Source organism: Bacteroidales bacterium, assembly GCA_014860575.1.
Lineage (GTDB): Bacteria > Bacteroidota > Bacteroidia > Bacteroidales > JAAYJT01 > JAAYJT01.
The window spans coordinates 1-22,951 of sequence record JACZJK010000047.1 but is presented as its reverse complement, the minus strand read 5'-3'; the positions used below and the strand labels follow the sequence as shown (position 1 = coordinate 22,951).

Annotated in this window: 21 protein-coding genes; 1 reads left to right on the top strand and 20 read right to left on the bottom strand. The window is 42.9% G+C overall.

Annotated elements, in window-relative coordinates:
- The 8 genes from IH597_13030 to IH597_12995 all read right to left on the bottom strand — a co-directional run.
- The coding region (locus tag IH597_13030; GenBank protein ID MBE0663376.1) for a hypothetical protein at positions 1-762 on the bottom strand (762 nt) is incomplete at its 3' end.
- 177 nt (positions 763-939) lie between these two features.
- Positions 940-1,680, bottom strand: a complete 741-nt coding sequence (locus tag IH597_13025; GenBank protein MBE0663375.1) for a response regulator transcription factor — start codon at positions 1,678-1,680, stop codon at positions 940-942.
- Between the two features lie 234 nt (positions 1,681-1,914).
- Positions 1,915-4,017, bottom strand: a complete 2,103-nt coding sequence (locus IH597_13020) for a tetratricopeptide repeat protein (protein MBE0663374.1) — start codon at positions 4,015-4,017, stop codon at positions 1,915-1,917.
- A 117-nt stretch (positions 4,018-4,134) separates the two neighbouring features.
- Positions 4,135-4,386, bottom strand: coding sequence for a DUF2007 domain-containing protein (locus tag IH597_13015; GenBank protein ID MBE0663373.1), 252 nt, complete (start codon positions 4,384-4,386; stop codon positions 4,135-4,137).
- Positions 4,387-4,396: 10 nt separating this feature from the next.
- Complete coding sequence (locus IH597_13010) at positions 4,397-5,065, bottom strand: NAD-dependent epimerase/dehydratase family protein (protein MBE0663372.1); 669 nt, start codon at positions 5,063-5,065, stop codon at positions 4,397-4,399.
- Positions 5,066-5,076: 11 nt separating this feature from the next.
- The gene (locus IH597_13005; GenBank protein ID MBE0663371.1) at positions 5,077-6,375 is read right to left on the bottom strand and encodes an MFS transporter; all 1,299 of its coding nucleotides are present in this window, start codon (positions 6,373-6,375) and stop codon (positions 5,077-5,079) included.
- Positions 6,376-6,515: 140 nt separating this feature from the next.
- Positions 6,516-7,799, bottom strand: a complete 1,284-nt coding sequence (locus tag IH597_13000) for an aspartate kinase (protein ID MBE0663370.1) — start codon at positions 7,797-7,799, stop codon at positions 6,516-6,518.
- Between the two features lie 25 nt (positions 7,800-7,824).
- Positions 7,825-8,388 carry a hypothetical protein gene (locus tag IH597_12995; GenBank protein ID MBE0663369.1) on the bottom strand — a complete coding sequence of 188 codons (564 nt, stop codon included), beginning with the start codon at positions 8,386-8,388 and terminating at the stop codon, positions 7,825-7,827.
- A 313-nt stretch (positions 8,389-8,701) separates the two neighbouring features.
- Between IH597_12995 and fbp the strand changes: the two genes are divergently transcribed.
- Positions 8,702-9,766 (top strand): class 1 fructose-bisphosphatase, encoded by a 1,065-nt coding sequence (fbp, locus tag IH597_12990; GenBank protein MBE0663368.1) that lies wholly within the window; start codon positions 8,702-8,704, stop codon positions 9,764-9,766.
- Between the two features lie 213 nt (positions 9,767-9,979).
- Here fbp and IH597_12985 read toward each other — a convergent pair whose 3' ends face one another.
- The 12 genes from IH597_12985 to IH597_12930 all read right to left on the bottom strand — a co-directional run bounded on the left by IH597_12985 (position 9,980) and on the right by IH597_12930 (position 22,155).
- Positions 9,980-10,804 (bottom strand): phosphatase PAP2 family protein, encoded by an 825-nt coding sequence (locus IH597_12985; protein MBE0663367.1) that lies wholly within the window; start codon positions 10,802-10,804, stop codon positions 9,980-9,982.
- Positions 10,801-13,275, bottom strand: a complete 2,475-nt coding sequence (locus tag IH597_12980) for a phenylalanine--tRNA ligase subunit beta (protein MBE0663366.1) — start codon at positions 13,273-13,275, stop codon at positions 10,801-10,803. The genes IH597_12985 and IH597_12980 overlap by 4 nt, the downstream gene beginning before the upstream one ends.
- Before the next feature lie 239 nt (positions 13,276-13,514).
- A complete protein-coding gene (locus tag IH597_12975) occupies positions 13,515-14,546 on the bottom strand; it encodes a hypothetical protein (protein MBE0663365.1) in 1,032 nt (343 codons plus the stop codon).
- Positions 14,543-15,958, bottom strand: coding sequence for a glutamate decarboxylase (locus IH597_12970; GenBank protein MBE0663364.1), 1,416 nt, complete (start codon positions 15,956-15,958; stop codon positions 14,543-14,545). Before IH597_12970 ends, IH597_12975 begins: the two co-directional genes overlap by 4 nt.
- Positions 15,959-16,039: 81 nt before the next feature.
- Entirely contained in the window at positions 16,040-16,603 is a 564-nt protein-coding gene (locus IH597_12965) for an AhpC/TSA family protein (protein ID MBE0663363.1), read from the bottom strand.
- Between the two features lie 183 nt (positions 16,604-16,786).
- Positions 16,787-17,509: a thioredoxin fold domain-containing protein gene (locus IH597_12960; GenBank protein ID MBE0663362.1), complete on the bottom strand. Its 723-nt coding sequence runs from the start codon at positions 17,507-17,509 to the stop codon at positions 16,787-16,789.
- 31 nt (positions 17,510-17,540) lie between these two features.
- Positions 17,541-18,239, bottom strand: coding sequence for a cysteine dioxygenase family protein (locus IH597_12955; GenBank protein ID MBE0663361.1), 699 nt, complete (start codon positions 18,237-18,239; stop codon positions 17,541-17,543).
- Positions 18,240-18,345: 106 nt separating this feature from the next.
- Positions 18,346-18,867, bottom strand: coding sequence for a DUF4833 domain-containing protein (locus tag IH597_12950; protein ID MBE0663360.1), 522 nt, complete (start codon positions 18,865-18,867; stop codon positions 18,346-18,348).
- Between the two features lie 78 nt (positions 18,868-18,945).
- A complete protein-coding gene (locus IH597_12945; GenBank protein ID MBE0663359.1) occupies positions 18,946-19,473 on the bottom strand; it encodes a YceI family protein in 528 nt (175 codons plus the stop codon).
- Positions 19,474-19,628: 155 nt separating this feature from the next.
- Positions 19,629-20,102: a hypothetical protein gene (locus IH597_12940; protein MBE0663358.1), complete on the bottom strand. Its 474-nt coding sequence runs from the start codon at positions 20,100-20,102 to the stop codon at positions 19,629-19,631.
- Between the two features lie 160 nt (positions 20,103-20,262).
- The gene (locus IH597_12935) at positions 20,263-21,564 is read right to left on the bottom strand and encodes a hypothetical protein (GenBank protein MBE0663357.1); all 1,302 of its coding nucleotides are present in this window, start codon (positions 21,562-21,564) and stop codon (positions 20,263-20,265) included.
- A 141-nt stretch (positions 21,565-21,705) separates the two neighbouring features.
- On the bottom strand, positions 21,706-22,155 hold the full coding sequence (locus IH597_12930) for a thioredoxin fold domain-containing protein (protein MBE0663356.1): 450 nt from the start codon (positions 22,153-22,155) through the stop codon (positions 21,706-21,708).
- Between the last annotated feature and the right edge of the window lie 796 nt (positions 22,156-22,951).

Here is a 22,951-nt window from a genome sequence, read left to right as displayed (position 1 = left end):
TGCTGATGGAAACTCCACATCATACAGGTTTATCCCGGCGTTGTAATTATAAATGCCACCCCAGGTTGCCGGGAAAACTAATTTGGACGTGCCCGGAATAACTGTGAAATTGGTGCCATTCGACCGCCAGGCATCGGAGCCCCCAAGGTTGACCGTAAGGGTTGACGAACCCAGGTTCAGGGTGCGGTTGCTGGTATATTCAGAGCGAAAATACAGCATCGTTACATCCTGGTTATTGGTGTTCAGCGTTCCGTTGACCAAATAGAGGACGTGCCCGGGTATGCTCATTGCATCCTGTAGGGTCCAACTGCCAATACCATCAAATACTACATTGTTTAAATACGATTTTCCTGAAGAGGTAATTAAATTTCCAAATGAGGGAGATTTGAAGTTAACCGTCCCCATGAAATTGTAATTCATTTCATTGATCAGGGTCAATGAACCGTAAATATTCAATGACCGGGCAGATGCACCTGTAAACTGCGGATTGTTAGTAGTACCAGTCCAGTCCATACTGGCGCAGTTTGCATCCACATCAACCGTTACGATTGCCCCGCCTGAAGTAAATGAGGAAGCATTAAAAAACACGTTGTCATTCAAGGTGGGTGCTTGAGTATGAAAGGTTGAACCGCCCGAAGTGGTAGCCCAGTGACTGGCATAATCCGACCAGTTTCCGGTTCCGCCAACCCAGTAATAGTTGGCAGCGATCATTTGCACTATTGATAAGCAAAAGATAACAATAAAGAATAACAGCTTTTTCATGGTTTGTGATTTTGGTTCTGAATATTTAACTGTGTTAAGGTTTTAATCAATGATGGATAGCACTAAAGCTGGTGTTAATACGCTCAAATTTAGTAAGGCTTAAAAGTAAAAACCCGGTGAAATGAGTATTCGCCGGGTTTGAATGAGTAAGCGCTGGAAATGATTTATTATTTGATTTTATCCCAGACCTTCAAAAATTCTAAAGAGCGCTTCTTTTTTTCTTGAAGATATTTGCACAATGGAATGATCATCCATTACCAGATAACCACCATCACTCTTTTCGTAACGCAGAATATGGTCGAGGTTGACAAGGTGAGACTGATGTGTCCGGAAGAATCCTGAATCCTCCAGGAGTTCTTCATAATCCTTTAAGGTTCGGGAAACCAAATGTTTATCGCCATTTGCGAGGTAGAATATTGTATAATTGCAGTCAGCTTCAAGCCTTACAATGTCTTTGATATTGATTACATGCATACTTTCGGCGGTTCGTAGAACAATTTTCCTGAGCTTATCAAGATTGCTTAAAAGTGTCCTAAACCTGAGTTCTGATTTTTCACCTATGATTATTTCACGGGCTTTTTCAACAGCTCCAACAAGATCAGATGCCTTGAAAGGTTTAAGAATGTAATCGAGTGCGCTGAACTTGAAAGCCTTGATGGCATATTCTTCATAAGCAGTAATGAAGATTACCCGGAAATTAATTTTCTCAAACCTGCCAAGCAAGTCAAAACCATTACCATCGGGCAAATTGATATCAAGAAGCACAAGGTCTGGTTTTTTTTGGTTGATCAGATCAAAGCCTGAAGCAAGCGTTTCGGCTTCTCCGATAATTTCATGATCCAAACCTGCGCGTTTCAGAATATTCATGATTGTTTCGCGGGCTTTTTGTTCGTCGTCAATGATGATAATTGAGATCATGGTGTTGGTTGAATGGTTAATTGGTTGATTGGTGTTGTGTTTCGCGGCCCTGGTTTCGTGTTCTGTGTTTGGAGTTTTGTGTTTCTGAAGTGTTGCGCTAGTTCTCTTGTTATGGTTTGCATTCCATGTCTTCAAACTTCGTTATTCACATATTAATTTGTTAAAAACGTTTCTCATTGGTCAGGCCTTGTATTCACCTGCCACTGCCACATGCCACTTCCAACTGCTACTCTCTCAAGCCTGCCACGGCATCGTTATCTCTACGCGTGTTCCGGCTGGATTGCCATCCGGGTCGTATAAATCAGTAATTTTCATTACAAATTTATTACGAAATTTTGTTGACATGATCCCGAGCCGCTCATTTATCATCGGCACAGCCAGTGAAAGGTGCTCTGTGCTTTTACGAAAATGTTTCGATGCTTCACGCCCAATGCCGTTGTCCTCAACACTTACCATCAGCGATTTTCCATTTTTACTGAACCCAATGCTTAGCCTGCCTTGTTCCTTTTTATTGCGAAGCCCATGTTCTACTGCATTTTCAATAAATGGTTGTGCGAGCATCGGTGGGATCCTGATATTTGCGGCTTCAATATTCTCATCCACCGTGATGTTGAAAATGAACTTATTGTTGAACCTTAATGATTGCAGCTCAAGATAAATGCATATCATTTCCAGTTCTTTTTCCAGAACCACAAATTCTGCCCTTGAATTTACGAGTGTCATCCTGATCAGATCAGCAAATTTGGCCAGGAAATCGCTGGCTTTTTCAGGGTTGTGTTCATAAAAATAACTTTGAATTGCTATCAGGGAATTGAAAATGAAATGCGGGTTCATCTGCGAACGCAGCAAACGGTTTTCGAGTTCTACGGATCGTTGCGCCGATTTAAGTTTCGAGTATGCAATGTATAAGTAACCAATCAGAAGTGAAATCAGGAAGAAAAGGCCGGTAAGAATCAAAAGACGGTTCCGGCGACTGATGATAAGTTCCTGAACCCTGTTTCTCTCGCTGAGTAGTTCTATGTTCTGTTCTTTTTTTGAAGCCTCATATATTGCTTCCATTTCGCTGATAATCCGGTACTGTGAATCGCTGAAAAGAGAATCCTTTAGTGCGGCATAGTGTCTGAAATGCTGCAAGGCAAGTGCCGTGTTACCCGTTTCTTCATAGAAATGAGTCAGAAGTCTGTTGGCTTGAATCTGTAATTCCACTGATCCAATCTCAACGGCCTCCTGAAGCCCTTGCTGAAGCATCTCCAGTGCCCTACTAAATAGTTGCTGTTTCAGGTACACCAACCCAAGTTTTATTTTAACTTCGGCGATGCTTGCTTTATCATTGCCGGCTGTTGCAATTTCAAATGCCTGATGATAACTTTCTTCGGCTTTTATCCAGTTTTTTTCGCTTAGCCATGTATTGCCCAATGCGATATAGCAATCATCCTTGCCGTGCCGGTAGCCAAGCTCTTTGTACAAATTAAGCGACTTTGCAAGAAATTCCTTTGCCAGCATTTGATTTTGTTGTTTTTCATGCACCAACCCAATAAGCAGGTAACTGTCAGCTTCACGCTGGCGGTTTCCTGATTCAATGGCAATCCCAAGGGCGCGTTGATAATAATCAAGCGCTTTGCCTAGATTGTTCTGTGAAAAGTTAACATCACCAATATTCTGATAACAGGCGGCAATTCTTCTCGATTGGCTCGAGGTTTCGAACCATTCCAGGGCATGGAGATAATGTCTCAGCGAAAGGGAGTAAAATGCTTTCTTTTTATAAACGTTGCCAATATTGTTGTTGCAAATGGCTATCCAATCTTCGTCGTTCATTTGCCTGGCAATTTCCAGTGCTTTTTGCTGGTATTCAAGCGCCAGGTCATAGTTGCCCTGGTTATTGTATAATGTGCCGATTTCCCCGTAACATTCCGAGATGGCTGAAACATCATTCATTTCCTCAGAAATCTTGAGCGACGAGTTATAATACCTGAGTGATTCCTTATAATTTCCTTGCAACAGGTTTTCAATCCCTAATTGTATGTTTGCATCCCTTTCCAGGCGTTTAATCACTTTATAATTTGAGAATCCATAATTTCGGTCCCCAACCGGAATTTTTTGAATACCTGATCTGATTAATGAAAGGGCTGAATCGTAATAGAAGATCAGTGAATCGGAGGGGCCATCAAAGAAACTGTTTCCACGCCTGAAGAGACCCACTACCAGTGTGGTATCACCTTTTGCGAGCAAATTCGCCGGATCAGCAGTTTGTGCAATTGCATTGCTGAACTGAATAAATAATAAAAACAATTGGCAGAAAAACGCCAAACCAATAGTTGATTTTAAGCACCTGCACATGAGGCAATAATTGAATCAGAAGAAGAAAAGCTGATGATACCAAAGCGCGATAAAACCGGATTCAAAAATAACTAATTCAGCAGCCAAATCCTAGAGGTAGTTTTCACTTATTCTGGATTACTCAATTTGGATGTTTGCCTCGTATTCTCTAACAATCTGTTTTGCCAACTCAAAGTCTGCATTCGGCACAAATACCTTTACTGAACCGGCTCCACCGGGTGCCGTCCACCAGGGGTTCAATGTTCCCATTATCCCGTCTTTCACAAATGCATTAATTTCTGCATTTTCCAACAAGCTCTTTACCATTTCGGCTTGCCATGTTGTTCCTGCAAATACTTCTACCAATTCGCTGTTATGTTTAGGTGGCATGGGGGTGATTTTATATTGGGGTAGTTTCAAGGTCTGATATCTTATCACTTTCCACAATCACCAAAGGTTCTTTCATAGTATTGGTGAACTGAAACATGGCGGCTGCGACTTTATCAGCTTTCACCGCCCGGTATTTCTTAAGCATGCCAACCATCAGGAAAGAAAAAAGAGGAAAGACTTTTGCTGATATTGCTTCCGCCCAACGGTACTCTTCCCTTTTCCCGAGTAATAATGATGGCCTTAGAATGCAAAGATGACTGAATCCGAGTGCAGTGAGTTCCTGCTCAATCTTCCCTTTGGTTTTCAGGTAAAAGGAAGAACTCTTGGGATTTGCTCCAATTGATGAAATCAAACAAACCCTTTCAACGCCGCTTTGCCTTGCCCACTTGGCAATATTCAGCACATAATCATGATCCACTTTGAAAAACCCGGCTTTTCCACCGCCTTTCTTCTGGGTGGTTCCCAGGCAGATATAAAGATCGCGGATTTTTATGCCCGGATCGAAATTTTCCAGGTCAGAGAAATCAACTACATGCATTGCAATATTGCCGGCACTGTTTTCGGTTTTTTTGCGAACCGGCAGAACGATGGTTTCGTAATAATCTTTTCCGGAAAGCAGCTTCAGCAACTCACTTCCAACCAAACCGGTGGATCCGGCAATCATTGCATTGGGTTTCATAAATGAAAAATTTAAACGTTTTTTCTTGGAGCCAGGAATTTATTGTAAAGCATCAGTCCAATAATAGTTGCCACACCGATTAAACTGAAAATAAACCAGAGCAATCCGGGACGTTGAAGACCATCCACAAAATGAACGTATAAGGTTGCGCCTAAAATCCCGCCGATAGCGCTTCCGATTACGCCATAAAGGAAAGAATATCCAAGGTATAGCGCTTTTTTATCGGCCGGAGCGATCAACCCCACGTAGGAGATGAATTTGGGGTGAGCCGTCATTTCGCCGATGGAGAAGATGATGATTCCGGCCATGAACACCCATGCATGTGTGGAAATTGCCAGGATAGCCATTCCCAGGGTTCCCATCGAGATTCCAACAATCATTGTAGGAAGGGCTTTGGTATTTTTCACAATACTCGACACTAATAATTGCAGCAAAATGATTGTACCTGCATTGATAACAGTTACGTGTTCGGCGTCAAATTTCCAGTTTGGATTGTCCACGAATAAGCGAAGGAAACTGTTCACAGCATTGTTGACCGGGCTCATATCCATGTATTCTTTCAGGTACCAGAGTACGGTGTCGAACATCTGGAAATACAGGATCCAGAACATCGAATAGATCACAATCATTGTAACAAAGCGATAATCTTTCAGCACCAGCACAACACCTTTGAGAACCTCAAAAATGGTTTTGGTACTTTTTGGACGAGGTGGTTCCTTGTAAACGAAAATGTTAAGGATCAGCAGCCAACCGGTTCCAACAGCAGCCATAACGAAAATATATGACCAACCGATGCCCTTGAAATACGGAACGAGTATCAAAGGGAAAATAAATGCTCCGAGGTTGATTGTCCAGTAAAAAATCCCGAATCCAAGGCCGCTGTTGCTTGCATCGGTTTCGCGGGCAATGGTTCCGGAAATAATCGGTTTAAAAAACCCGGCGCCTACGGCCATCAGTGTAAGGCTGAGAAATACCAGCGAATAGTCCGTTACTGTACTTGTAAGATAGTAGCCGGTACTCATCACCAGGAATGCAAACATCAGTACTTTGCGATAACCAAAACAATCTGCAATGGCTCCCGAAAGAATAGGCAACAGATAAAGCAGTGGTGTGATGGTACTCTTGATAACGCCAACGCTTTCCTTGGTAAAACCAAGTCCGCCTTCGTCAACGCTCATCACCAGATAAACCGATAAAACCGACATAACCCCGTAATACGAACCGCGTTCGAAAAACTCCATGACGATAACGGTCCAGAAGTTTTTTGGGAAAGAGCGTATCCCGCTGCCCTTGTTCTCTATTCCTTCCATAAGTATTTAAATATTAATTGCTAATTTTTAATGATTTACAACTTGCGAACCCTATTCCAACGTACAAGCTGCAAAACAATAAAAAAAACCTATGCAAAATGCAATATAACAAGCCGGTGGGTGAAAATTTATCCTTGCCTCTAGCTATTGGATGAGCCAGATTCAACGAGCAACTGAACAGTTGCCCGGCTGCGTTGCTCAAGTAGGATCAGCCTGTTATTCACAACTTTTTCAATGCAATCCTGGTCATAATTGCGGATGGTGATGAGCTCAAGGTGTTGGTTATATTTGACTTTATAGTCATGCTGCAGGGCTTCTATCAAAGAATTAAATCCGCTGTTTTCGCCGTCAATGCAAACGGAAAAGCTAATGGCAGAATTTTGCATCAGGTTGATACGTACCCGGAATTGAGAGAAAATCCCAAAAATCCCAAACAGGTTTTCCTCATTGATAAATGAAAAATCGCGGGGAGTAATGCTGATCAGGGTTTGATTGAATTTGAAAATAAACGAAGGAACCTGCTGATAAGCCTCATCATTATCGCTGATCACAGAACCCGGAAGTTCAGGTTCGGAAAATGATTTTATGATAAGCGGGATTTTCTTGTTTTGAAGCGGTTTAATGGTTTTGGGATGGATGATCTTTGCCCCGTAATACGCCAGTTCGATCGCGTCGCTGTAGCAGATCCGGTCAATTTTTATTGTTTCACTTAAAATCTGCGGATCGGCATTTAAAAGTCCGGGCACATCTTTCCATATCACAACTTCTTCAGCATCGAGGGCATAGGCAAAAATTGCAGCGGTATAGTCCGATCCTTCCCTCCCCAGTGTGGTGCTGTTGCCTTCCGGGTCAGACCCAATAAAACCCTCGGTGAGTATAAAAGGTGTATTCTCATTTATGAGGCCAAACGCGTTCCTGATGTTTTCAGAAGTTTCCGGCCATAACACCAGTGCATCGCGGTAGGAATTGTTTGTGCGAATAAGCTTACGCGCATCACAATGCGTATGCACATTGCCTGATTCCTGGAGAAAAGATGAAACGATGTTTCCGGAAAGCAGTTCACCAAAGGAAACAATCCTGTCGTAATAAAAATCGAATCCCCGCTTGTCATTTGATTTGATCAGTGAATCAATTTCCTGAAAGAGCAAATCAACCCGCGTAAATGCTTTGTGCCTGGGATCGGGAAATAATGAATGCAAAATATCAAGGTGGAATGAGCGGATAAAACCGAACTGCTTTTCCATGTGCCCGGTATTTCCATTAAAAGCATGTTCAGTGAGCGTTTCGAAGGCATTGGTCATTTTGCCCATTGCTGATACCACTACCACAAGTGGTTCTTGAATATACTTATTGAGTATGCTGGCCACATTGCGAACCGAATCCGCATCCTTTATCGAAGCCCCGCCAAATTTGAATATTTTCATACACATTCAATCAATAAAACAACCGTTATGGATCGAGACGGAATTTGAATTCCATCTCATGCGGTGCCGTGCTGTTGCCGCCAAAATAAGGGTAAAGCATTATTTTGAAAGGACTTTTAGCGGTTCTTTCAGCATTCAGTACTGTATTGTTAATGAGCACTCTGTAATTATTATCGGTAATGCTCACCGATCCGGTATTCCAGCCCATAGGCACCTCAACCATATCGCTGATAACGCGCTCACCATCAATATAACAATAGGAACAGAGGTAAATTGTGTTCTCAATGCATCGCCAGCCAATTCTTACGGAGTTTTTATGTTGGTTGAACCCATCGGAAATGCCAATGAGTTTGTTCCAGCCCGATTGGAATCCGGGAGCTTTTTCATCGTACAGCCATGATTGGTCCACAAAAATATTGAATTTAATCTGGCCACTGCCAACAAGTCGGATGCATCGGTTCGTAGCAGTGTGTTCGCCTTTCTTTATCGTGTGAACCCTGATTTTTTCGGCTTTCAGCAAATTGCACGCCGGACCGGATAGTGCGAATATTGCAAACGTTAAGAGGATGATTCCTTTATAGGATTTCATAATTGGGATGTTGGGTTAAGGTTCTTTGGCAAAAGTAAGGATATGTGATCCAACTCTGAAGCTTTTGCCGAAACAAACTGCGAACGCTAAAATAACATCAGGTATTTTGAGCATTGTCAACTGAGCATGAAATTTTTAATTGGTTCGCAAGGCAACAAAAACACTTAAGCGTTGTTCTAACCAAAATAATTCTTCACCGTAAGATACATCATAACAAACCGCTCCAATCTCTAAACCCTCTAAACTCCTAAACTTTCTAAAGCATCTAAGCGAGAAGATCTACAAATAAAACAGGCTATAAGCCATCATTCCCATCAAAAATATGAAAACACTTATTGAGTTCATTCACGAGAAGCAATACGAAATTCCTTACGCCACAGGCGAATTTACACGCTTGCTCAATGACCTGACTATTGCCGCAAAAATTGTTAACCGCGAAGTTAATAAAGCCGGCCTGGCTGATATTCTTGGCGAGTCCGGCATAAGCAATGTACAGGGCGAAGACCAGAAAAAACTGGATGTTTTTGCCGATCAGCATTTTATTAAGGCATTGAAAAACGGCGGGCAATGCTGCGCCATCGTTTCCGAAGAACTGGATGAGCCGGTGATTTTCGATGATCAGTTTTCAATGAACGGCAAGTACGTAGTCGCCATTGATCCTTTGGACGGCTCAAGCAATATTGAAGTGAACGTACCCATCGGCACCATTTTCTCGATTTACAAGCGTCTCTCGCCTCCGGGAACCAAAGCAACCCTTGAAGACTTGTTGCAACCCGGCAAAAATCAACTTGCCGCTGGTTACATAACTTACGGTTCGTCAACCATGATGGTTTACACAAGCGGCAATGGAGTGAACGGTTTCACCTACGATCCATCAGTTGGCTTATTCCTGCTTTCGCATCCCAACATAAAAATTCCTGAAACTGGCTCGATGTACTCAATCAATGAAGCCAATTATATATACTTCCCCGAGGGCGTTAAAAAATACATCAACTATTGCCAGGAGCACGATAAAACTACCAACCGGCCTTATTCCACCCGCTATATCGGCTCGTTGGTTGCCGATTTTCATCGCAATATGATCCGCGGTGGCATTTACATTTACCCTGGAACCGCCAAAAATCCTGATGGCAAGTTGAGGTTGCTGTACGAATGCAATCCGATAGCCATGATTGCTGAAGAAGCCGGCGGAAAAGCTACCGATGGTTTCACCCGCATCCTTGATCTGAAGCCTCAGAAACTGCATCAACGGGTGCCATTTTTTACCGGTTCTTCCGTGATGATTGACAAAGCCATGGAGCACATGAGCCTTTATTCCGATAATTCCGGCAGGGTGAAAGGAGTTTATTGCGATAATTGCCGCAAGCCATTGCAGTAAAGCTTGAGGGATGAGTTGGCAGCCCGCCCGGCTGAACACCGTTCGGACGGGTTGGTAAAAAAAATCCAAAGAACAAAATCCAAAATCCAAATAGCTGCCATTTGTAGATTTCTGAATCTTTAATCTGGAATTTTGAATTAATAATTCCATCACTCCATTAATTAACCAATTAACTAATTGACTACTAAACCACTGCATCACAACATCACAGCATCAGTTAAAACTCAGCTTGAATTGTGTAGCGGGTTTTTTTGAAGTCCGGTGGATAAATTTTCCAATGCCGAATCCTATGGCTGCGCCGATCAGCACATCAGAAGGCCAGTGGTCGCCATGCTGAATCCTTGACAGCGATGCCAGTGTTGCCAGTGAGTAACAAAGCGCCGGAACCCAAATCGTTTCATTATATTCTGTAGCAATTACCGTAGCCATTGCAAATGAAAGCAATGAATGCGCCGATGGAAATGCATCGTATTCCCATTTCCCAAACACCCCATCCCAATGGGTAGAATTTGGCGGATCGAAATGTGAAGGACGGGCACGTTGCAGGAAGTATTTCATGGCAAAAGCTGTTCCTACTCCGTATCCATAAGCTTTTACAACAGCAAGCGCTGTACCTGCTGATCGTTCATCTCCACCGAAATACATTGTGCCAACTACAGGAATAACCCATAAACCAACGCCCAATGGATCGAGAAACCACTTATCAATACCAACAAGCAGCTCGGAATCCTTTTTGATAAAGAAATTTCGAACCTCAGGATCATAGAAGTAAAGCCCGGCACCTGCAGCCGTGATCGCTGTTGCGGATATATATTGATAGCGATTCCACTTTAACGGACGAACCAGGAAATCATCGAGATCGGTAAAGTAAGACCCGATATAAGCGCCGCCTGGCGATGTGTATTTAAATTGCCCTTCCCTGTTTGGCTGTGCTTGCGAAGCCGTAATACAAAAAGCAAACACGATCCCTAGGAGGAATAATATCTTGATTGAAGAAAGAAATTTTGTTCTCTTAATTTCCCGGGATATTGAATTCATCGGATTTTCGCACCCAGTTCTTTTTCAAACACTTTTACCAGCTTATTTATGAATGCATCAATTTCCTGGTCTTTGAGTGTTTTGCTGTCATCGCGCAGTATGAAGCTAATGGCGTATGATTTTTTACCCTGCTCAATGCGGTCGCCTTCATAAATGTCGAACAAGCTTACATTTCGTAGCAGTTGCCCGCCATTTTTAATGGCAAGATTTTCGATTTCGCCAAATTTGATGTGCATGTCGAGAAGCAAAGCCAGGTCGCGACGAACTTCCGGAAAACGAGGTATTTCACTATACCTGATGCCAGGGTGCTTTGCCAAAAACTGCATGCACAAATCCCAGTCAACCTCAGCATAAAATACTTCCTGTTTGATGTCGAACTGGTTCAGGATATTATCCCTGAGCCTGCCTAACACGGCTAACTGTTTTCCTTCAAAAGTGAGGGTCTGGCCAAAATCAAGAATGCCGAAATCAGTTTCGATGGAATGGCTAATTCCAGCATTTAATCCAATCCGGTTCAAAATTGTGTGAACCATGGCCTTGAGTGTGAAAAAATCAGTTTTCTCTTCTTTGGTGTACCATGATTCAGGATGTTTCTGGCCAGTAAGGAACAATGAAAGTTTCCAGTGTTCATTGTATTTATCGAGCCTGTTTTCATTGTGTGCTTTTCCGGCATCTCTTGTGTATTCCGCTCCGAACTCAAACAGTTTCATATCGGAAACCTTGCGGTTAAGGTTAAACAGAATTGTTTCCAAACCGCCAACCAACAAGGTTTGCCGCATAATATCAAGGTCGCGGCTGATAGGGTTCAGAATATGAACATGTTTGTTTTTATCAATAAAAGGCAGGGTCTGATCATAAGTGGATTTTGTAAGCGAATTGCACATGATTTCATAAAAACCATTGCTCACTAAATAATCTGAAACTGTGTTTCTGTGTTTCAGACGATCTGGTTTTTCTGACAAAGAAATGGAGGAACGCAGCGATGAATCAAAGGCAATGTTGTTATAGCCGTAAATGCGAAGAATTTCTTCAATCACGTCGGCTTCGCGCTGCACATCAGTTTTAAAAGTTGGAACAGCCACCAGCATACCCTTTTCATCATGATGCGTAATTATCATGCCCAGCCAGTTCAAGATGCCATGAATTATTTCATGTTCAATTTTTTTGCCGATCAAACGATCAATATTATGATAGGTCATATCAACCTGAGCCGGAACAATGGTTTCGGGATATACATCCTCCACGTCGGAAGATATGTTTCCGCCGGCGATTTCCTGAATGAGCAGTGCAGCCCTTTTCATTGCATAAACGGTGATGTTGGGATCGGTACCGCGTTCGAACCGGAACGAAGCATCGGTTTTGAGGCCATGTTGTTTTGATGTTTTTCGAACACTCACCGGGTTGAAATACGCGCTCTCAATAAATACATTGCGGGTTTTTTCAGTAACGCCCGACTTGATGCCGCCAAATACCCCCGCGATGCACATGCCGTCCTTTGCATTACAAATCATCAGATCGCCAGCGGTGAGTTTGCGTTCAACCTCATCTAGGGTTGTAAATGCAGTTCCTTCAGGCAATTGTTTGACCACCACTTTGTTTCCGGTGATATAATCAGTGTCGAAAGCATGGAGTGGCTGTCCCAGTTCGAAAAGCACAAAATTGGTGACATCAACCACGTTGTTGATGGGTCTCACACCAATAGATTTCAGAAAATCTTTCAACCAGGCCGGTGATTCTTCAACTGTAATTCCGCTTATTGTTATTCCGGAATATCTTGGGCAGGCTTTGGGGTCATCAACAATCACATCAATATGATGATCGCGGTTGTCCACCTTGAAATTGCCAATATCAGGAAGTTTCAAACTGATATGTTTTTCCGGCTCATTGAAATGCATGGCATTCCATGCTGCAACCAGGTCGCGGGCAACGCCGATATGCGAAGCGGCATCTGAACGGTTTGGGGTCAGACCAATTTCGAGAATGGTATCGGTATAAATATCAAAATAGTTGGCTGCCAGCGTGCCGGTAACAACGTCATCAGGCAAAACCATAATACCTTCGTGCGAGGTGCCCAACCCGAGTTCGTCTTCGGCACAAATCATTCCCTCAGATGTTTCACCCCTGATTTTGCTCTTTTTGATCACGAAGGAGTTGTCACCCATTGCTAGCGTTGTTCCTTCGGGTGCAACCAGCACTTTTTGTCCGGCAGCCACGTTGGGAGCGCCGCAAACTATATCAAGCAAACGATCGCCACCAATGTCTACCTGGGTCAGACTAAGTTTATCGGCATTGGGATGTTTTATGCAGGTTTTTACCTCTCCGATCACAATGCCTTTCAAACCGCCTTTAATATTCTCAAATGTTTCAATAGCTTCAACCTCGAGGCCGCAGTCGGTCAATATTTTGGCAATGGTTTCAGGGTTTGCGTCAATTCCGGTGTAGGCTTTGAGCCTGTTGCACGATACTTTCATCCAGATAAATTGTTGATGTTTTTTGAAGTGGACAAAAGTAGTGAAAATGTGTTGAGGTGTTAAGTAGTCTTTTCACAACCTTCATGTCCGGGCATTCATAAGGCTAAAGGTTCGGACGAAAGGAACAATAAGGTTTTCCTCCCTGCCTGAATATTGATCAGGTCTCCGGGTCCAACCTGCAAATAAAGCTAGTGTTATGCGTTTTGCGCCCGGGCAGATTAAATCAAAAAAACCAGTGTTTAAACCGAAGCTGGAAATAGCAATTCCCTTCTATTTGAAGCAGGTTTAGGATTGCCAACAGTTCGGATCTCATCTGAACGCGTGAAAACGAATACCTGCCCATTTTGCAGAATTTGTACTTTGCTGCAATGACTTAAATGAAAAAATTTATATGGATCACCAATGGTGAATAAAGTTTTATCTGATAGCGAAAACAAACCCTTACACTCTGTATTGCCTTCCGGGCCATAGCGTGCGATTGCATACAGCTCCCCCTCTTTGATAATATGAAACCATGAACCCGCTCCTTCTCCGCTGATCCACTGGGCATTTTCGGGGATGGCCGGATGTCGGGGTGGAGCCGGTAAAGTGCTTTTTAACTGATCCTTCGAAAGTTTTTTCGAGAAATCCACGCCAATGGTTTTAGCCAAAGCAGATATTACCGTTTTGCTTTTCAATGAGTTTACATTGTTCAATGTGGTTGGGGTCAGGGGAACAAAATACTTAAGGCGAATGGTTTGGTGCCAGACGGGTTTACCGGCTACAATTGCATCGTTGACAAAACGTGAGCAATTGCTTCCGCCCCTCACAAAAGGCCCGTAAGGCAGAGGACTGGAAACCTGGAGATGTAAAGCTTTTTGCAAGGCAAACTCAAAATTTATGCGACAATACGAAGCATAAAGTTTGCCGTCGCCATGGCAGGATTTATTTTGTTGTAGTTCATCCAGAATTTCACTGAAGTTTTCAATCCGGGTTCCATCATCTGAAATCCGGGGAATGGTTTTCACTGCAAGATCATGATCGGTTGCTGCACTTCTCACTCTTCCAAAATTAAAAGGGGAATGATATCTGCCAAAATCGAAATAATGACATTTGGGTTCATTATCATTGATCAAAACCAGGGCGGCATGTCCGGCTTTGTACAACCAGTTTTTATTGATTCCGAGCCACCGCATCGGTTTATCATACCAGGAATTAGGCTGTTTGCAAAGTGTTTCGGGCCAGGCCAGTGCAATGGCAAAACCGGTATGTTTGTCCTCTTCTTTTCTCATGCAGTAACCAGGTTCTCTTCCAACACTTTTGCTACAGAATTCAGACGATTGAAGAATAAATCAATATCTGATTTTTCCAGTTCTCCATTTGCGGTGATCAGGCGGATGGTCAGATTTTTTCCGATGTATCCGTAATTGACAATGGTATGGCCTGTTTTTCTGAGCGTTTCGCGCAATTGCAGGTTAAAATCATTCAGGTCAATATCCCTCTCAGGAATGTAACGGAAGCAAATGGCAAACGACTGCCGTGGCGCCATCAATTCCAGCCTGGGATTATCCTGAACCAATTTATCGGCATAAGCTGCCATATCCATCAGGTTGTCAATGCGTTGCTGATAACCTTTCAGTCCGAAATATTTCCATGCGAACCAAAGTTTTACAGCATCTACCCTACGCCCGCATTGAATGGATTTTTTGCCTAGGTCTTCAATCTCTTCAATATCATGAAAAATATAATCTGTATTCAGATCGGTGAGGTTATATTGTAAGGTTCCTTTTTGTTTAAGCAGGATGACTGAACAAATCAAAGGAATATTCATCAGTTTATGAGGGTTCCACGCAAAGGAATCAGTTTTTTCAAGGCCTTTCATCATATGGCGGTGCTTTTCGCTCAAAATGAGTGAACCGCCAAAAGAGCCGTCGGCATGCAGCCAGATATTGTGTTTTTGGCAAATTGCAGCTATTTCATCAATGGGGTCGTAAGCGCCCAGCAAAGTTGTGGCGGTGGTGGCCACAGTAAAAAATGGCTTTTCACCACGGGCAATGGAAGCCTTAATGGCTTTTTCCAGTTCATCTGGAATCATTCTCCCACTATCATCGGCTTTTACTTTAATAACACTTTTCGATCCGATACCCAGCACATTGGCAGCAGTTTCGATTGAGTAATGCGCCTGCTCATTGATAAAGGCAGTTAGTTTTTGTTGGCGGTCGTAACCTTCAAAACGGCTTTCGGGGATCGCACGGTTGCGAGCCGACAACATGGCTACCAGATTCGCATTGCTTCCGCCGCTAACGAAAAGCCCATCGCCATTTTCATAACCGGCATATTGGTTCATCAAGCTGATCATGGATTTTTCAATTTCCGTAGCAACAGGTGCCACCTCGTAGGTGTACATTGAAGTATTGGCCAATGTAGTTAACATATCGCCGATAAAAGCCGGGAAATTGAAGCCGGAATAAAGCTGGTTAAGGAATTGTTTGTTACCGGTTCTTACCGAATAGTTCAGGTACTGATCAACCAGTTCGAGGAATTCGTTTTGATCAACGCCGGAATCTTCGATCTGCATATTGATAAGGCTTACCAGCTCGGCAGGGCTTTTATAATTTACCACCGGTTTCTGGTTGTCGGCATTACTTTCGATGTACCGGTGGATTTTTTCAAAAACTTCGCTAAGAATGATCTGCTCGTTCATTGTTTGTTTCTGTTTCAGATTAATGTGGGCGAAACGGGGCAAAGATAAAAACTGCAGGGAGATTTGCCCGGCTGTCGGGTGTCAGTTCATTTTGCTCAGGGCATCAAGTATTTCGCTTACTGTGCTGCGTTTCTTGTAATCGGGATCGAAATGCCGCCAGGCTATTTTCCCGTCTTGTCCGATCACAAATGTGGCCGGTATGGGCAAACGCTGAGAATCATCGGAGTGGGCTTCTTTCAGGTTTGCGCCCAAAAATGTGTTATACATAGTTCTATCCATACCACCTGGTGTGAAAGTCACATCATAAGCATCTGAAATCCGGTAACCTTCATCGTAGAGTATAGTAAAATCTGCGCCGGTTTTTTCTGTTGTTTTGGCAAGTAGTTCAGGCTTTTCGGGTGAGATAGCTATAACCTTAGCACCCATATTCTGGATGTACTGAAGTGAATCCTGCAATACGCCCAGATGTTTGTTGCAAACCGGGCACCAATGACCACGATAAAATACCAGTACCACCGGGCCTTCTGTCAGGGCATCCTTTAAGGAAAAATTGTTTCCGTTTATAACAGTAGCTATGAAATCAGGTGCATTAACACCTGCTTCCAGGCCTTTTGCTTCTTTTGCACTCCTGGTGTTTTGTGTCATGATTGGATTAGTGAAAATGAGAAATGTTAAGATGGTTACGATAATTGGTAAGTTATTCATTACAATTTGATTTGGTTTGACTTAACAGACGGGGTGTTGGTATAAACCTGACAAGCTCGTAGCAAAAAAACCGCAAGAGTGCTCAAATCCTTTCCCTGGGATCAAAGCCTGTTATCCTTTATTCTATAACACCGATTCCAGTACTTCTACCAACTCTTCGCGGTGGATTTCGCCGCGATGTTCAAAGTATAATTCGCCGTCACGGTAAAGCGCAAGATAAGGAACCGATACAAGTTTCATTTCCCGCATCAGTTGCTTGCTGGCATCGGCGTTGACTTTTACGATGGGTAAACGTCCGTGGTATTCTACCTTGAGGCTGTCAATCATGGGCATCATTTTGCGGCAGGGGCCGCACCAGGGCGCATAAAAATCCACAAAAACAATGGGTTCGGAAGCCAGGAGTTGTGCAAAATCAGCAGGTTCGAATTTGTCGTCGGTATCGGGTTGCGCATCGGGATCTGTAATAACCGGCAAGCGTGCCAATTCCCATTCCATGATTCCGTGCTGCAGATTGTAAACGCTGGTATAGCCATTCCTGATCAGGAAGCTTGCAGCACGGTCGCTGCGATAGCCGGTATTGCAATAAAGATAGATGGGCTGATCCTTGGGCAAAAGCAGCAGCCTGTTCCTGAAATCCAGGGCATAATAGTTCAGTTGTCCGGAATTTTCTATATGGCCGTTCTTGAATTCCCGTTGGGTTCGCACATCAAGCAACACACCGGGCTTGGTTCGGACAAGCTTATCAAAATCTTTCGAATTGAGTTGTACTGCCTCAGGGTTTTTCTGGGCACAAGAAGTTAATGTGAAAATAACTACGATGAAAATTTGAAGAAAACGTAGGATCATGGTGAAAGAACAATTGCAGGGAGTTGTAAGTTTACGAAACCATTTTTATCGCCGATTTTATTTTCTCAAGAGCAGACTCATTATTAACACGTTCATAAAAGGGTTTAACCAGAATTAAGTAATCAACCAGTGTGTCAGGATCAATCTGATCAAAGTACTGTTCACCTCTGATCAGTTCTTTGCTGATGTTCAGATAGGCTTCGCCGTGGGTATAGAAAAGCTTGTTGTGCTCAGGAGCATATATTTCTGCCATTGATTCATTGCCTGAAGAATCCGAATCAGATCCATAAATATGCAGGGTCAGAAAATCGCAGGACCCCGAATTTCCCATAATATGAATGAAATCGCCGCAAACATCAGCTATCTGGCCGGTTTCAAAATAATCCTTTCTTTTCATCTTCAACATCGCGTTTTCGTTCTCATAAATGCGGTGCGTAGCCTTTCCCATAAAATAAACGCAACCCCATTCGGTGGCTCCGTGATTATGAATGGAAGTGAAGTCGTTCTTACGCCACGACATTAAAAGAATTTTGAATCTGTTGCTGTTAAAAAGTAATCGCCGTCCGTAACTCTCATTGGCAGGGTATACGAAGTTCCGGAAACTACTGAAATCCTTTTCTGCTACTCCAGAATTTGCAACAATTTCATTCAGAACACGATTATCGGGATTCCGGGTTTTTTCAAGTGAATCAATTATGTTTTTTATTGAATCTGGCAGAAACGCTTCCATGGTTTTTGTGCAGGTCATTCTCAAATCTCCAAATGATATTTTGCGCCAAAGATATTAATTTAAAAATTCCAGTATCTTAAATCAGTGGTTAACAATATCTTTAATACTATAGTTCGATTGATTCCACAATGTATTGCCTGGTTTGTTCATCGATCCCGGATAATTCAACACGTGTTATCTGTGGGAACCAAAAGCTTCCATTTTCAATCTGAACAAAAATGCGTGTTAATGCGAATTTCCTGTTTTCGAAGCTAGTGTACACATTATACCTTCCCTGATCACTTTTTTGTATCGAAAACGTGCGACTGGGATAGGATACAAATTGAAAAACAGCTTTTTGCGATGATATTTCCAGATATTTGATACCATAGGCATATTTATTTTGAACCCATGTTAGCGGTTCACGGCGGCCACCTTCGGTATGCCTGATCCAATAAATATCTACTGGATTTTCAGCCACAAGGTTGCCTTCGCAATCCAAACTCGCGACATAATGAATCTCGTTCGCATCTCTGCTCCTCCCGATCTGAAATAGCGCAGAGGAATTATCCGGCTCTTTTGCAGGCAACATCCAGGGATAAAATCCTGTGATGAAGATGAGCAGACTAAGAATCATTTGCGGTTTCATTTCTATTTAAGCATTAGCAGTTATTAAAACAAAAAGGGAACTACCCGCTGAAGGGTTTTTCCCTCTTTTCTCCAGTATTTAATACTCAGCTACCAGGCTTACTTCAACAGTTTTTGCAATGTTGCTCGATGGTTTTCCTTTTACGAACTCAATTCCGTAATCGGCCAGGGTAATGTTAAAAGTACTTTTAGCTTCAACTTTGCCCCCTTTCACGGTAATGCTTCCTTTTTCGGTGATTTTCTTGGTTACTCCTTTTAAGGTCATATCTCCCTCAACCACGGCTTCGTAGGTGCCATCTGTTGAAAAATCAACCTTGTCAATATTAGTGATTTTGCCCACAAGGCGGGCATCCGGAAAGCTTTTGGTATCAAGAAAGTTTTCCTGGTTGAAGTGCTTTTGCATCAATGCTTTCTCAAATTCAAAGCCCTGCATGGGGACAACAAAAGCGATGTTGCCACTTTCAATGTTAATGGTACTTGTTGCGGAATAATTATTGGCTTCAATATCTTCAGCCGGTGTGGTAGAGAAAAATTTGATATGAGATTTACTACTCACCATCCGGGAGTTTGTCTGGCCGGTCAGATTAATGGCCATCATCATGATCATTGCGCTGATAAGGATTCTTTTGATTGTCATAGTTTTAAAGATTAAAGGTTAATTTGTTGATTAGTTAATTGGTTGATTGGAGTGATGGAGTATTGGGGTTTTGGGGTAACTTACGGCTTCCGACTTCGGACTTCCGGCTTCCGGCTTCCATCTTCCTACCGCACCACATCGCTTTTCTCCACCACTGCATTCAGATACATTTCGAGGTCGGGATCGTAGGAGGCGCCGGAACGGATCACTCCTTTAATGGTAACCTTCTGGCCTTTTTGCAGCATTTCGGCATTGGCATTGGTAGTGGGCATAAAAGTGAAGTTGACGCCGGCTTTATCGCCGTTTTCTTTGAGTTCAACTACTTTGTTGCCCTGGAAATCATTGCTAATGCGGGCTACGGTTCCGGTTACTTCCAGAATTTTGGAATTCCCGTCTTCTGCAAGGTATTTGGTGTTTGCGTCAATACGGTCGGCCAGGTATTCAATAACGAGTTCAGAGGCCGTAAGATGGAAATCTGTTTTGGTTTTTTGCACATCGCGGTGTGGCATAAAAAACATGTAAAGGCCGATGCTTCCTCCTATGATGATACCTGCAACTACAAGTATCAGTGAGATTATCAGGAGTTTTTTCTTTTTCATTGTTTCCAGTTTCGGAATGAATTTGTTTATCATTTTCGCCATAACAGACGCAGAAAAATGGGCAACCTGACAAGCATCAGGTTTTATTTTTAGCCCTAATAAAATCCAGTTACAACTGATGATTATTTAACACTGATACACTATGCTATCAGTAACACTTTTAAAACAACAAACTCGACCCGATATACAAACCTCCCGGCCCATCCTGGCCATTCACAGGCACACCATAATTCACCGTAATGATATTGTTGCGGTTGAAAACAATGTAAAGCCCCGTGCCAAAAGTGTGATGGATTTTTTGATTTGCATTGCCGAAGAAAAAATCCCTTAAATCAACGGGAACTTCAGCCAGGTTGGTTTGATAGGCTTGGGTAACAAAAGCATTGTCGTAAAACACCGACAGACTCACATAAAAATACTGCCCCAGTAAGTGAAAGTCGCTGATCTTGAATTTTGTTTCAAAATTCCCTGCCAGAAATCCGTCTGACACAATGCGGTTTCTTAATGCGCCACGCAAGTTAAAAGCACCACCCAGACCGTCCTGGCTCAGGCGGCTGTCGAAATATGTGGGCAGCATATAAAAAGGAATATCACCAGAGAGTTTTTGCTGGCTGCTTGCCCTGAATGAAAAGGTAATCCGCTCGTTCATGGTGCTGGCATGTTGCCTGTAAGTAAGCACTAATTTTGAAAAATCTGCATCACTCATAAAACCGGGAGAATAAATGAACATGGCTTCCACCCAGATGCCATCGGTGCAAAAGCAGTGCTCGTTGCGGGTGTCGTAGATCAGGCCGAAGTTTATCAGGTTAATGTTCCCGCCCCTGCTTTCTTCTGGTTTTATGATGTTCCAGATTTTATAGTTTTCGAACAAAGAGGTTCCGTATTGTTCTGAACCGGCATCTTTCTCCATCGCCGGACTGATGCTAAAACGGTTGTGTGTAAAGCCGGTAAGCAACCGAATCTTATCATCAATCAGGTTTTTTTGCAAATCGGCACGCAGGCGAAGCAAATCGCGCTCGTGAGCGTAAAAGAATTTGCCGGCAAAATCAGGGTTTGAATGATTGGTAAGGGCAGGATGATACATGGCATTCAGGCCATTGAAACCAAAGAAATCCATTTTTTTATCCTTCAGGTAGCTGGCTTCAAGGATCAGGGTTGCATTTTTGATGAGGCTTTTGCTTTCGAAAACGGCCTGGGCATTTAATGTACCTCTGGTAGTATTGGTGAGTTTTATGTAGAGATACTGATCAAAAAGTGGCAGCTTTTGATGGCTGCCATGATCAAACAAGTTAAAAACAGCGCCGTACTTAAAGCCCAGGTCGGAGTCGAAAGCTGCTGCGGGGATTATTCCCCAGGTAAAGCGTTTATAATCCTGCTTTTCATCTATCTGAAGACTTCCTGGTTCAGCCGCTAAAACACTGAAGGGTAGTACCAAAAAGCATATCAGGCAGATTTTTCTCATTTCAGATTTCAGTTGAAAAGTTTTAATTGATCCGGTCTCAGCCAGTAGTTGTTAAATATTAATTGTCACCCATAAAAAAGGCCATTCCATTTTCTGAAACAGCCTTCCAAACCAAAAACTCAATTATTTCAATAAGTACTGTTATTTGCGAGCTGTAACTTCTTTCCCAAGCCCCAGGAACTTATCCGGGCTATGATATCCTGTTGTTCTGGCAACAACAGCGCCGGTGTGGTCAACGAACAGCAGCGTAGGATATCCTTTGATGGCATATTGGCGGGCCAGCTCGCGGCCTTCACCCTTTTCTCCGTCAAGCGCCAGGTTGATAAAATTGGCGTTGTAAAATTCACCTACTGCTTCATCCGGAAACGTATTTGCCTTGAGTTTTTTGCAGGGACCACACCAGGTTGCATAAATGTCGAGGAAAACAAGTTTATTTTCCTTTTTGGCGAGTTTCAGGGCTTCGGCCCAGCTTCCCTCATAAAATTGTATGCCTTGCACTGTTTCAGTAGGATTTCCGCCGGCAGGTTCAGTTGCGATTGAAATAGTTACGGCTGATAGCATGGCAACTATGAATGTGATGATTGTTTTCATTTTTTTGTTTTAGTTTTTTGAGATTGTTCTTTGCTTACAACATTATAGACGTTGCAGGATTAAATTCCTGACAAATGGGATAAATAAAGTCCAATTAACTTTGATCCCCGAATAAACTAATCAGTTTTTGGGAAAGCCCCGGATTAATAATGGCACCAAAGAGCAATCCAAAGAAGAAAGCCTGCTGAAGGATTCGAAAACACCCCTGACTAACGCTTAAAAATATCCAATCGAAACAGTATCCCGGACTTTATCATTAGAACCGGGAGCCAGCCAATCAACCTTCCAAAAATCCAAGACTCCCCGTTTAACAGCAGGGAACTCACTGGAATAAAGTGTTTCTACATCACCGAATAACTGTATCACTGCATCATAACCTAATACTCATACCCCCCAACTTCATCCGCACTGGTTTCAACCCCAAGCGCCAACACAATGCGGTTCACAAAATTGAAATAGGAAATTACGAGTATGGCATCCAGTATGGCCGGATCGGATAAGCCTTGTTTTTTTAGGTCTGAAGTAAAATCAGTTTTCTCATGCCTTTGCGGTTCGAGCGTAAGCCGCCGGGCAAACCGGCAAAGCGCAGTTTCCCGCTCACTAAGTATATTGAAATCAGTATAATTAAGAATAGCCTGGATTTTCGGCTCATCCTTCCTGACTTGTGACGCTTCGCGAAATTAGTGCGGTTTTATTTTGCAACATGCTGAATATGAATGATAAAATAACCATAAAATTGATTTTTACCGCACTAACGCCTATTTTTGTGCCATGCTTAGGATCAGAAAGGTTAAGA

Coding starts and splice junctions, on each gene's coding strand:
- IH597_12955 (MBE0663361.1), bottom strand. CDS start 18,239: ATGGAAGCGTTTCTGCCAGATTCAATAAAAAACATAATTGATTCACTT.
- IH597_13025 (MBE0663375.1), bottom strand. CDS start 1,680: ATGATCTCAATTATCATCATTGACGACGAACAAAAAGCCCGCGAAACA.
- IH597_13000 (MBE0663370.1), bottom strand. CDS start 7,799: ATGAAAATATTCAAATTTGGCGGGGCTTCGATAAAGGATGCGGATTCG.
- IH597_12935 (MBE0663357.1), bottom strand. CDS start 21,564: ATGAGAAAAATCTGCCTGATATGCTTTTTGGTACTACCCTTCAGTGTT.
- IH597_13015 (MBE0663373.1), bottom strand. CDS start 4,386: ATGCCACCTAAACATAACAGCGAATTGGTAGAAGTATTTGCAGGAACA.
- IH597_13005 (MBE0663371.1), bottom strand. CDS start 6,375: ATGGAAGGAATAGAGAACAAGGGCAGCGGGATACGCTCTTTCCCAAAA.
- IH597_12980 (MBE0663366.1), bottom strand. CDS start 13,275: ATGAAAGTATCGTGCAACAGGCTCAAAGCCTACACCGGAATTGACGCA.
- IH597_12930 (MBE0663356.1), bottom strand. CDS start 22,155: ATGAAAACAATCATCACATTCATAGTTGCCATGCTATCAGCCGTAACT.
- IH597_13020 (MBE0663374.1), bottom strand. CDS start 4,017: ATGTGCAGGTGCTTAAAATCAACTATTGGTTTGGCGTTTTTCTGCCAA.
- IH597_12960 (MBE0663362.1), bottom strand. CDS start 17,509: ATGATCCTACGTTTTCTTCAAATTTTCATCGTAGTTATTTTCACATTA.
- IH597_12985 (MBE0663367.1), bottom strand. CDS start 10,804: ATGAATTCAATATCCCGGGAAATTAAGAGAACAAAATTTCTTTCTTCA.
- IH597_12945 (MBE0663359.1), bottom strand. CDS start 19,473: ATGATCATGATGATGGCCATTAATCTGACCGGCCAGACAAACTCCCGG.
- IH597_12975 (MBE0663365.1), bottom strand. CDS start 14,546: ATGAGAAAAGAAGAGGACAAACATACCGGTTTTGCCATTGCACTGGCC.
- IH597_12995 (MBE0663369.1), bottom strand. CDS start 8,388: ATGAAATCCTATAAAGGAATCATCCTCTTAACGTTTGCAATATTCGCA.
- IH597_12940 (MBE0663358.1), bottom strand. CDS start 20,102: ATGAAAAAGAAAAAACTCCTGATAATCTCACTGATACTTGTAGTTGCA.
- IH597_12970 (MBE0663364.1), bottom strand. CDS start 15,958: ATGAACGAGCAGATCATTCTTAGCGAAGTTTTTGAAAAAATCCACCGG.
- IH597_13010 (MBE0663372.1), bottom strand. CDS start 5,065: ATGAAACCCAATGCAATGATTGCCGGATCCACCGGTTTGGTTGGAAGT.
- IH597_12965 (MBE0663363.1), bottom strand. CDS start 16,603: ATGACACAAAACACCAGGAGTGCAAAAGAAGCAAAAGGCCTGGAAGCA.
- IH597_12950 (MBE0663360.1), bottom strand. CDS start 18,867: ATGAAACCGCAAATGATTCTTAGTCTGCTCATCTTCATCACAGGATTT.